Origin of the sequence: Kitasatospora sp. NPDC001261, assembly GCF_042896795.1 — a bacterium.
Classification (GTDB): Bacteria; Actinomycetota; Actinomycetes; order Streptomycetales; family Streptomycetaceae; genus Kitasatospora.
Map to the genome: position 1 here is coordinate 20,341 of NZ_JBIAXP010000053.1, position 8,710 is coordinate 29,050.

An 8,710-nucleotide genomic window follows, 5' to 3' on the forward strand; every position below is an offset into this window, starting at 1 on the left:
AAGATCGAGTTGGGGATCAGCCGACGATTTGGAAGGGCGTCAGGTTGTCGTGGCCGTGCCGTTCGATCCAGCCCTTCCCGTCCGCCGCTACCCCCTCCAGGATGCGGAAGGCGTGGGTGGAGCCGGCCGCGCTGAGGTTGATCTCGGAGATCTCCTGAGCGTTCTCGTCCGGCGCCAGTTGATGGGCGTCGGTGTCCTTGACGCGGATCTTCCTGGTCGGACCGTTGGTGAGGACGAGCTCCAGGTCGTAGCCGATGTCGGCGTTCTCCGTCACCTGCACGGAGGACAGCGCATCGAACCGGTAGTTGCTCCGCTGCTCGTTCTTGCGCGTCGCGTCGGAGAATTTGAACTCGGAGCTGACCTCGCGGACGCCGTCCTGGGTGAACAGGAACAGACGGAAGACGTAGCGCGAGTACCGCCAGGAGCCGCCCCGGACCCGGCCCCGTTTGCAGGAAGGAGCCGGGGCCACCAGGATCGTGTGGGTGATCAGGTCACGCCAGGTGAGCCGGTGGTACCGGAGCGCCTCATCGACGAACGACGTCTTGTCGCAGGTGAGCCAGGTCTCCATTTCCAGCTCGGTAGGGCGCATGACGTCCAGGAATTCCTTCCAGCGCTGGTGGGCGATCTGTCGTGCGGTCAGCTGCTCGTGGTACTCCTGGGTCTCCCGGGCCAGTCGGTGCTCTTCACGTCGGATCTCCAGCCACCGGAAAGCTGCCGCATGCCCGGACCAGGCCGCACCGAGCACGGCCAGGAACGCCCACAGCGGTCGCGGCGAGGCGGCACCCGAGATCGCCGTGCCGGATGCGGCCAGAGCCGCGGCGCCGAGAACGGCGAGGGCCACCACGGTCAGGGCCTTCGTCCCGGCCGGAGTCGGGTCCTGGCGGTGACGATCGAACAGGGTGCCGTTGTTGTGGCGGTTCCGGGCGTCCTCGGCGAGGTAGCGGATCAACCAGGCGACCCGCTCCACACTGATCCGGCTCTCCCGGTAGAGGTCCGCGATCTCGGCGGCGAGGCTGCCGCGGATCTGAACGGTGTGGGCGAGCCAGGCGTCCGGGGTGAACCCGTAGGGCGTGCGAACGCTGAAGTAATGATCGAACGAATGGCGGACGCTGTTGGTGAATCTGCCTTCGGTGGGTGCGGGATCTCGCGGGTGGGGGACGCGGGCCCCGGCCGTGAGGTCCGACCGGAGTTCCCGCCCCCACCACCGGAGGCCGCAGCGGGCCGCGGTCAGGCCTGCGCCGAGCGCCACCAGCAACTCGGCGGCAGCCCAGGCCGGATCCGCGATCAGTGCCAGGGCCCAGAGGAGCGCGCTGCTGAAGGCGAACAGGGAGGCCCGCACCGGGAGGGCCGCCCGGGCGGCGGCCGCAGTGCTCGGGCGGGGCGGAACGGCCCGCGCCCCGATGGGGGCGGGCGCGAAGTAGGCCCAGACCCGCCGGACCCGGTCGTTGCCGTAGCGTTCCGCCCCGGCCCGTTCGCAGGTCTCCGCCCACAGGTCGTCCTTCAGCCCTCCGGTGAGCATGAGGTCGAGGTGGCGGAGGATCGCCTCGCGTTGGCGGAGCGGCAGGTCATGCAACTGCTTCAGCACGGTTCCGGTCTCGCCGCTCGCGGTGCTGAGCACTGCCAGCAGGTCGAGAGTGACACGCAGGGCTTCCTTCCACTCGCCCTCGGCGTAGATCCGTACGAGCCCGGAGGTGTAGTGCAGCCGGTGGACATCTTCAGCGGTGAGGTCCTGGTAGGTGCGTCCGCTGAGTACCGCGAGCACCCAGTGGAAACGCACCTCCGCGCCGTCGTACCCGTGGGCCATCGCATCGGTGATCATTTCGCGGGCGCGGCTGAGGACGCCGTCCTCCAGGAACCGCACGCCCAGCCGGTACTTCTCCTGCGGTGAGGCGTCCGGATGGACGAAGTAGACGTTGGAGTTGTGCACGGTCTCGGCCTGGATTCCGACCGTGGAGTCGTACGCGGCCGAGCTGTACGCGGCGTCGTTGCCGTGGTTCATGACAGGTCACCGGCCGCGGCGACCAGAGGGGCCAGCCGGGCCACCAGCGCCGGGCACTCCGCCATCAGCCCGCGCAGCCGCTTGAGTGTCATGGCCGTCCGCTTCGACGATTCGGGGATGTTTCCCCCAGCCGACCGGAGGGCGGAGTCCAGATCGGCCAGGGCCTCCCGGTAGGTGTCCTCGTCGAGTGCGCCCTCGATGCGGTGGCGCCCCAACTGCTCACGGAAGCTGCTCAGTTCCGCGACCAGGTCCGTCGGTCCGGACGCCTTCGGGGCCGTGTCCATGTGGACGCTGCTGCCCGTGACCGAGCCGGCCATGATGCCGACGGTGCTGTTGTGGGCGGTGTTGCTGACATGTCGGCCGAGCCTGTCGGCCGAACGAACCCTGTCGTCCCGGGGCATCGCGTTCTCCTCCAGTTCCCCTACCAGTTCCACCGCCAGCCGGGTGGCGAAAGCCGCCGCGTTCGCCGCGGCCCGCGGCTGCCAGTTGCGGTCCTCCGCACTGTTCTTCGTGCCGTCCGCCCGGTCACTGATCCCCCGGATGATGGCCACCGGTGCCCCGCTGAGATGGCCGGCCTGTGCCACACCGGCCGCCTCCATCTCGATGGCGAGTGCGTCGTTGTAGTGCTGCCGGATCCACTTGGCCTCGGCCGAGATCCTCGAGTTCTGGACGACCTCGCCGGCGGCGACCGCCCCGAAGCGGACCTGCGGTGCGTCCTCGTGACCGGCCTCGGGGCCCGCCCAGTCGTTCAAGCGGGCCAGGTGCGAGGCGAGCTGGCTGATGCCGTGCGGTGCTTCCCACACCCGGGGGCGGGCCTTGAGCCCGTCGTCCTCGCTGGTCCCGCCGTGGTAGGCGTACACGTGCGACGCCATCACCACGTCGCCCAGCCTGGTGGTGTCCCACAGGGCGCCGGCGACCCCGACGAACAGCACGGCCACCGGCGAGAACTCCTGGATCGCGCGTTCGGCGATCACTGCGGCGGAGTGGTTCCCCTTGCTCGTCAGGCCGAGCGCGACACGGCACGACGTGCCCTGCACGCTTCCCACCTCGAACCGGGTGCCACGCTCATGGCGATGCACCTGCGGACCCGCCAGCCTCTGGCGTACAGCCTGGTACTCAAGATTGAGGGCAGTGAGAATCACCACCGGGCCATTCGACATCTATTCCTCTTCCCCTCTCGTGTGCTCTTCCGTCGCGGATGGCGCGGGCCGTATCAGCGGTGGGAACAGCACGGTCTTCGGGCCGGCCCGGTACAGCCGTGCGGGCCGTCCTCCCGTGGTTCTGCGATCAGTGCCGGCAGGGACGATGAACCCCTTCGCGGCTTGGACCTTCCGGTAGAAGTTGCGGGTGTCGAGCTCGGTGCCCCAGACGGCCTCGTACACTTGCTGCAGCTCTGCGATGGTGAAGTTCTCCCTGCAGAACGCGGTGGCCAGCGCCGAGAACTCGAGCTTGGTGCGCGCGTGTTCGATCCCGTCCGTGGTGATGCGACGGTGATCGAAGGCGAGCTCCACCTCGCCGGACAGGACGGCTTCTGCGGGAACCCACGCGGCGTCGGTGGCATCCGTTCCCGCGACCGGGTCGGGCAGCCCCGGTGCGATCGCCAGGTGGGCCACGGAGACGACGCGGCCCCGCGGATCGCGGCCCGAGCCCCCGTACACGGCCAGCTGTTCAAGGTGCACGGAGTCGGCGGCCAGGGCCGTTTCCTCGCTCAGCTCGCGGTGGGCGGCATCCAGGATCTCCTCACCATCGTGGTTCAGGAATCCTCCGGGCAGGGCGAGCATGCCACGGAAGGGATCTCCGCCTCGCTCCACCAGGAGGACGTGCAGGCGACTCTCCCGCAGCGTCAGGATCACGAGATCGACCGTCAGCAGCACAGCAGGTGGTGACCACACGTCATCTTGCATGTTCTACAAGGTACTTCAGTTACTGTCACTTGCACAATAAGGGGAGTGTGGGGACGCTCCACCGCTCGACCTTGTAGCCGCGGTGCGTGCGGCGGGACCGCGCGGATCGACCGGCTGGCACCGACCCCACCAGTCGGTTCCGGTTCCGTGGCTCCTGCGGCCGGTGCTGCGACACTGCCCACAGGGTGAACCGCCCGGCCGATGTCACCTCCCGAACCTGCTGCAGTACGCCGACAACCCCGTCGATTGCTGGCCCTGAAATCCGGATGGCTCCGTGGCGGCCGAGCGGCTGGGGCGCCGGTGCTGCTGAGCGTCGCGTACGCGGCCTGTCACTGGTGCCAGGCGATGGCGCACAGGTAGTGCCGAATGGGTTCCCGTCCAGACCTCTCACTCAGAGGACCCGTCGAAGGCTTCCCGCAAGCCCGGGTTTGCGGAGATGGGCAGGGGCTCGACCGCGCGGGTCGAGGTCGGGCCGCGCCAACGTCTGCTCGCATGCAGCGCAGCTGCAGCAGGACCTGGTACGGGGCCTGGGGCGGCTGGTCGGCGGCGACGATGGTGTCCCTTCCTCGCTGTTCCCGTGAAGGGCGTACGTAGCGGCGGGCGGGTGGGTGTATGGCGAGGCCGCCCCTGCGGGATCGGCGCAGGGGCGGCCTTGGTTGGTGGTGGTCAGGAGTCGACGAGCCGGTTGGCGAGTTCGAGTGCGGCGGTTGCCACGGTGAGGGCGGAGCACAGGCCGGTGACCTCGAGCAGGGTGGGGCGGACGAGGCGGGGCCAGTCGTCTCCGGCGGCGGGCCAGGTGGCGAGGGGCACCACGGTGGTGGCGAGGCCGAGGCGGGCGGTGACGTCCCAGCCGGCCTCGGGGGCGGGTTCCCAGCGCAGGAGGATGCGGCCGAAGGGGAGTTGGGGCGCGGTGTGCGGGATCCAGAGGACCTTGATCGGGTGGCCGGTGTGGGCGGGGACGCTGTGGACGAGTGCTCAGCTTGCCCACGGTGGCATGGGGTGAAGGGCGAAGCGGTCGAGCGGGCGGGGAAGGCGGGCATGGTAGCCGGTGGGGATAGGGCTCTCCTTCGGTCGGCGGCTTGGGTCAGGCCCAGGCGAGCTGGTCGCGGACGTCAGACGGGAGGTAGTCCTCCTGGCCGTCCTCGCTGATGTAGGCGATGCCGTTCTGGACGACGACGTCCGTGCCGACGTAGTGGGCGAAGGGCCAGTCGGGGTTCACGGCGAGGCGGACCCGCAGGTTCGGGTCGAGGGGCTGGAGTTGGGCGAGCAGGTGGCCGAGGGTGAGGTGCTGTGGCATGGCGGTTCTCCAGGAAGGGGCGGTGTGGTGAGCGGGCGCAGCGACGGCGGTGGTCACGGAAGGTTGGGGCGGGGCATCGGTGCGGGGGCGCGCAGGCGGTGGCGAGGCCGGATGAGGACGGGGTCGTCGGCGGGCCACGGGTCGCAGGTGTCCCACGGGTAGCCGGTGGTGAGGACGACGGTGCCGTTCGGGGCTTGGACTTCCGGCAGGCCGCAGACCCCGCAGCCGCAAACCGGGTGGTAGGGCCCGGGGCTGGCCGGGTAGGGGCCGGCGGCGAAGCAGTTGGCCCGGGGAAGGCGGCCGGGCACGGCGGGTTGGAAGGCGGAGACGATCAGCTCGCCGGGCCGGACCTGGTCGGCGCGGACGATCCGCAGGTGGGGGCTCGCGAGGATGCGGCGGCTCGCGCCATGCTCGGTGGCGGTGGTGACGACCACCGGGTGGAAGTCGACGTGGCGGGTACTCGTGGTGCCTCCTTCGGGGACACGGGTGATCAGTCGGCGAGGCGGTACGACCGCAGGGCCAGCGGTTCGTCCTCGGTGTCGAGCACCACCAGGCCGTCGGTGGCCAGACGGTCGAGCGATCTGGCGACCGCGCGGTTGCGTAGGCCGAGGGCGGTGCCGATCTGGCCGACGCGGGCGCCGTCGGGCCTCTTGGTGAGGTGGGCGACGATCACCGTGTCCCGGCGCAGGCCGTCCGCGTGGATGTCGTCGAAGGCCAGCAGCAAGCCGCCTGAGCTGAGGGCGAGGCCGAGCACGAACGCGGCCGACCCGGGTGGGACGGAGAAGGCGTTGGCCAGGCCGAGCGCGGCGATGGCCGGGCCGGGGATGCGCGTGAGGTCGATGGTGATCGTCAGGGTGTCGTCCTTCGTCGAAGCGGTAATCCGGTGGTCAGGAGCGCTGGTGGGGAAGGAGCCGGGCTTCGCCGCCGTGGGCCTCGATCAGCTCCCGGACCAGGGCGACGGGGACGTGCAGGTACACGGAGTCGGTGGGGTCGTTCTCCTCGGACCCCGCGTCGAGGTGGGTGCGCCAGGCGTTCCACGGTTCGGGTCGCTGGGTGGGGAAGCCGATCTCCAGTGTCTCGGCGGGCAAGAGGAAGGCGTCGACGGGGTCAGGGGCGAGTACCGAGAGGCTGAAGCCGTCGCTGCAGACGATGTTGCTCTCCTGCACGGCGCGGCCGAGTGGGTTGCGGGGAGTGCCGTGGGCAATGGCGTGGTCGAGCCTGGGTGTGGTCAATTGGTGCTCCATTCAAGGATGTTGGGTCGGTGGATCGGGCCGGCGACGAGCGCGGCGAGGAATCCGGCGACGGCCTCGGAGGGGGTGCGGAGGCCGAACTCCTGGGTCCAGGCATCAGCGTGGTCGGGTCGGACCTGTACGCGCCAGACGATGCCGCGCTGCCAGGCGCCGGGGTCCTCGGGTAGCCAGCCGACGTAGACGCGCCCGTCCGGGCTGGTGCAGTGCACGTTGGCCTCGGGGGTGTCCACGGTGGCCCAGCCGAGTCCACCGAGCAGGGACAGGACCGGCTCCGCACAGTGGTCGGAGGAGAGCCAGTTGCGTTCCTCGGCAATGGGGCGGACGGGGGCGGCCAGCAGGGTGCCGGGCGTGTTCATGGGGCTGGATCCCTTTGTTGACCTGCGGTTTCGGCGACATGAGTACGTTGACATGCGATATACCGAAGCTCGTAGTCGTTTCCGGCGGTGATCGGTCTGCCGTGGGCGAACTGAGGCGGGAATGGATCGGCGGGGCTCGGTGCTGACACGGGGTTACGGCGAGGGGCCGTACGCAGGTCTGAAGGGGGGCGGCGTTGGAGCCGAGTAGAGGTCGTGACATGGCGGCGCTGGAGCGCAAGATCCGCAGCGCGGGCCGGGCGTGGACGAGGGGCGACATCGCCATGATCGCCGACGGCCAGTGGGCCGTGAACACGGCGAGCCGTGCCGAGCAGGCGCAGGCCGAGGTGGTCGAGGCCAGGCTGGCGGACGGCCGGCGTGTGGAGCTGACGCTGGACGAGCTGGCCCGCGTGGTGGGCGCCGCCGACCCGGGCGCCCACCACGACCGGGACGTGAACTGACCGTCCGCTACCGCCGGTTCGCGGCCGAGGCAGCTGAAGCGGCTGCGGTCGGCGGGGCGGGCCGTTCCACAGGAAGACTCACCGGACGGGGAGCGTGCGTGCTGCGCGCGGTGGCGGCCTTCACACGCTCGGCGCCGGGACCGTTCTGGTCCTGCAGGGCGAGTTCGCGGGCATCGACGACATGGCAGATCGCCCGCAGGGCGGTGCTGGTCTCGGCGTGGGCGGTCCGCAGGGCACTCGCCGATTCCGTGATCCGGTCGAGGTCGTAGAAGGTGGGGATGTGGCCAGGATGAGTTAGGGCGTGCAGCCGTTCTTGGTGCACGGCAATGGAGTTGGAGACCACAGTGAGGTAGCCGCGGCTGTGCATGGCCGCGCGCAGCAGGGGGTCCTCGACGGGGCGGCGGACCGCGGCCTTCTCCAGGTCGGCGATCGGCCGGCCCCAGGCCTTCTCGATCATCGCGTCGGCGTGCTCCAGGGCGGTGACGTCGGGCACGGGGTTCCTCCGGGGTGCGGGTGGTCAACGGGAGCGTCCGGCCGAGGCGGCCGGGAGTGCCGGAGGGTGGGTGGTGGTGCTGTAGGCGAGCGCGGACGGCGCGGTGCGGGGGACGGAGAGCGAGCGGGAGGTGGCCGCCCGCACGCGCGCCACCTCAAGGGGGCTGGGCGCCGTCGGCGTCGCGGTGGCGACGGCTGGCAGGTGCGCCAGATCGACGCGCCGCATGTACCGATTGACCGGGATGGGTTCGGTCACGGCGGTGGTGAGGGTCTGGAGCAGGTGCTCGGGCAGGCGCGAGGAGGCGGTGGCGTACCAGACGCCTCGGGGCGGGCCGACCTCGAACAGCCAGCGCTCGGTGTCGCCGGCCATCTCGGCTTCGTGCCGCAGCGGGTCGTCCCGCTGGTGGAACTGGATGAGGCGGTCGGGCGACTGGTAGCTCAGGAACGGGGTGGCGGGGTCCAGGCGCCAGCCGTCGGCCAGGAGCCGGAGGGTGGTGTCGGCTCCGGAGGTTCGGCCGCCGTCGCCCAGGTAGGCCTCGGGGCCCTGTGCGTAGGCGGCGGCGAGCGCGGCGGTGAAGTCCTCGACGACCTCGGGCGGGGTGCGGTTGTCGAAGGTGACCAGCCATTGCGGCGGGGCGAAGGCGTCCGGCCCCGCGCTGATTTTCCACAGCGTCGAGTCCTCGCCCTCGGGCAGGAAGGCCAGGCGGGCCCGCAGGTCCGGCGCGGTGACGAAGGTGTTCGCAAGCTCGTCCCTGCTGAGGGCCCAGCCGGCATCCAGGAGGCGCTGAATGGCCGGGGAGCCGTTGGCATCCCCGTTGGCGAGGTAGCGGGGGGTGATCCGGTACTCGCGGGGTTTCTCAGCTTGTTGTTTAACCTCGCGGGTCACTCGACCTGCTGAGATCTCCGGGATCGGGGAGCATGCGACGCGGCCGTTCCCCATGCTTCGAGATGTCG

General features: G+C 70.4%; 13 protein-coding genes. 2 read left to right on the forward strand and 11 right to left on the reverse strand.

Features of this window, described 5'->3' with window-relative positions:
- Nucleotides 1-16: 16 nt before the first annotated feature.
- Genes ACFY4B_RS41835 through ACFY4B_RS41845 form a run of 3 tightly spaced genes read right to left on the reverse strand, consistent with a single transcriptional unit; the run spans nt 17 to nt 3,903 of the window.
- Nucleotides 17-1,999, reverse strand: coding sequence for a hypothetical protein (locus ACFY4B_RS41835; protein ID WP_387976902.1), 1,983 nt, complete (start codon nt 1,997-1,999; stop codon nt 17-19).
- The gene (locus ACFY4B_RS41840; RefSeq protein WP_387976905.1) at nt 1,996-3,159 is read right to left on the reverse strand and encodes a purine phosphorylase; all 1,164 of its coding nucleotides are present in this window, start codon (nt 3,157-3,159) and stop codon (nt 1,996-1,998) included. Before ACFY4B_RS41840 ends, ACFY4B_RS41835 begins: the two co-directional genes overlap by 4 nt.
- Nucleotides 3,160-3,903 carry an NUDIX domain-containing protein gene (locus tag ACFY4B_RS41845; RefSeq protein ID WP_387976908.1) on the reverse strand — a complete coding sequence of 248 codons (744 nt, stop codon included), beginning with the start codon at nt 3,901-3,903 and terminating at the stop codon, nt 3,160-3,162.
- A gap of 201 nt (nt 3,904-4,104) precedes the next feature.
- Here ACFY4B_RS41845 and ACFY4B_RS41850 point away from each other — a divergent pair, with 201 nt between their 5' ends.
- Complete coding sequence (locus tag ACFY4B_RS41850) at nt 4,105-4,263, forward strand: DUF255 domain-containing protein (RefSeq protein WP_387976911.1); 159 nt, start codon at nt 4,105-4,107, stop codon at nt 4,261-4,263.
- A gap of 306 nt (nt 4,264-4,569) precedes the next feature.
- Here ACFY4B_RS41850 and ACFY4B_RS41855 read toward each other — a convergent pair whose 3' ends face one another.
- The 6 genes from ACFY4B_RS41855 to ACFY4B_RS41880 form a co-directional block, all read right to left on the reverse strand.
- Nucleotides 4,570-4,713, reverse strand: a complete 144-nt coding sequence (locus tag ACFY4B_RS41855; protein ID WP_387976914.1) for a hypothetical protein — start codon at nt 4,711-4,713, stop codon at nt 4,570-4,572.
- Between the two features lie 274 nt (nt 4,714-4,987).
- Nucleotides 4,988-5,200 (reverse strand): hypothetical protein, encoded by a 213-nt coding sequence (locus tag ACFY4B_RS41860; protein ID WP_387976917.1) that lies wholly within the window; start codon nt 5,198-5,200, stop codon nt 4,988-4,990.
- Nucleotides 5,201-5,253: 53 nt separating this feature from the next.
- Nucleotides 5,254-5,634, reverse strand: a complete 381-nt coding sequence (locus tag ACFY4B_RS41865) for a hypothetical protein (protein WP_387976920.1) — start codon at nt 5,632-5,634, stop codon at nt 5,254-5,256.
- Nucleotides 5,635-5,690: 56 nt separating this feature from the next.
- Entirely contained in the window at nt 5,691-5,924 is a 234-nt protein-coding gene (locus ACFY4B_RS41870) for a hypothetical protein (RefSeq protein ID WP_387976923.1), read from the reverse strand.
- 163 nt (nt 5,925-6,087) lie between these two features.
- Nucleotides 6,088-6,432, reverse strand: coding sequence for a hypothetical protein (locus tag ACFY4B_RS41875; RefSeq protein WP_387976925.1), 345 nt, complete (start codon nt 6,430-6,432; stop codon nt 6,088-6,090).
- Nucleotides 6,429-6,806: a DUF317 domain-containing protein gene (locus ACFY4B_RS41880; protein WP_387976928.1), complete on the reverse strand. Its 378-nt coding sequence runs from the start codon at nt 6,804-6,806 to the stop codon at nt 6,429-6,431. Before ACFY4B_RS41880 ends, ACFY4B_RS41875 begins: the two co-directional genes overlap by 4 nt.
- A 218-nt stretch (nt 6,807-7,024) precedes the next feature.
- Here ACFY4B_RS41880 and ACFY4B_RS41885 point away from each other — a divergent pair, with 218 nt between their 5' ends.
- Entirely contained in the window at nt 7,025-7,264 is a 240-nt protein-coding gene (locus ACFY4B_RS41885; protein ID WP_387976931.1) for a hypothetical protein, read from the forward strand.
- A gap of 7 nt (nt 7,265-7,271) precedes the next feature.
- Here the strand turns inward: ACFY4B_RS41885 and ACFY4B_RS41890 are convergent, their stop codons facing one another.
- Nucleotides 7,272-7,757: a hypothetical protein gene (locus ACFY4B_RS41890; RefSeq protein ID WP_387976934.1), complete on the reverse strand. Its 486-nt coding sequence runs from the start codon at nt 7,755-7,757 to the stop codon at nt 7,272-7,274.
- A 24-nt stretch (nt 7,758-7,781) separates the two neighbouring features.
- Nucleotides 7,782-8,710: DUF317 domain-containing protein (locus ACFY4B_RS41895; protein ID WP_387976937.1), on the reverse strand; the 929-nt coding region annotated here is incomplete at its 5' end.

Bases quoted from the DNA above. Each gene is read 5' to 3' on its own strand.
- ACFY4B_RS41845 (WP_387976908.1), bottom strand. From the start codon at position 3,903: ATGCAAGATGACGTGTGGTCACCACCTGCTGTGCTGCTGACGGTCGAT.
- ACFY4B_RS41880 (WP_387976928.1), bottom strand. From the start codon at position 6,806: ATGAACACGCCCGGCACCCTGCTGGCCGCCCCCGTCCGCCCCATTGCC.
- ACFY4B_RS41840 (WP_387976905.1), bottom strand. From the start codon at position 3,159: ATGTCGAATGGCCCGGTGGTGATTCTCACTGCCCTCAATCTTGAGTAC.
- ACFY4B_RS41860 (WP_387976917.1), bottom strand. From the start codon at position 5,200: ATGCCACAGCACCTCACCCTCGGCCACCTGCTCGCCCAACTCCAGCCC.
- ACFY4B_RS41885 (WP_387976931.1), top strand. From the start codon at position 7,025: ATGGCGGCGCTGGAGCGCAAGATCCGCAGCGCGGGCCGGGCGTGGACG.
- ACFY4B_RS41850 (WP_387976911.1), top strand. From the start codon at position 4,105: ATGTCACCTCCCGAACCTGCTGCAGTACGCCGACAACCCCGTCGATTG.
- ACFY4B_RS41835 (WP_387976902.1), bottom strand. From the start codon at position 1,999: ATGAACCACGGCAACGACGCCGCGTACAGCTCGGCCGCGTACGACTCC.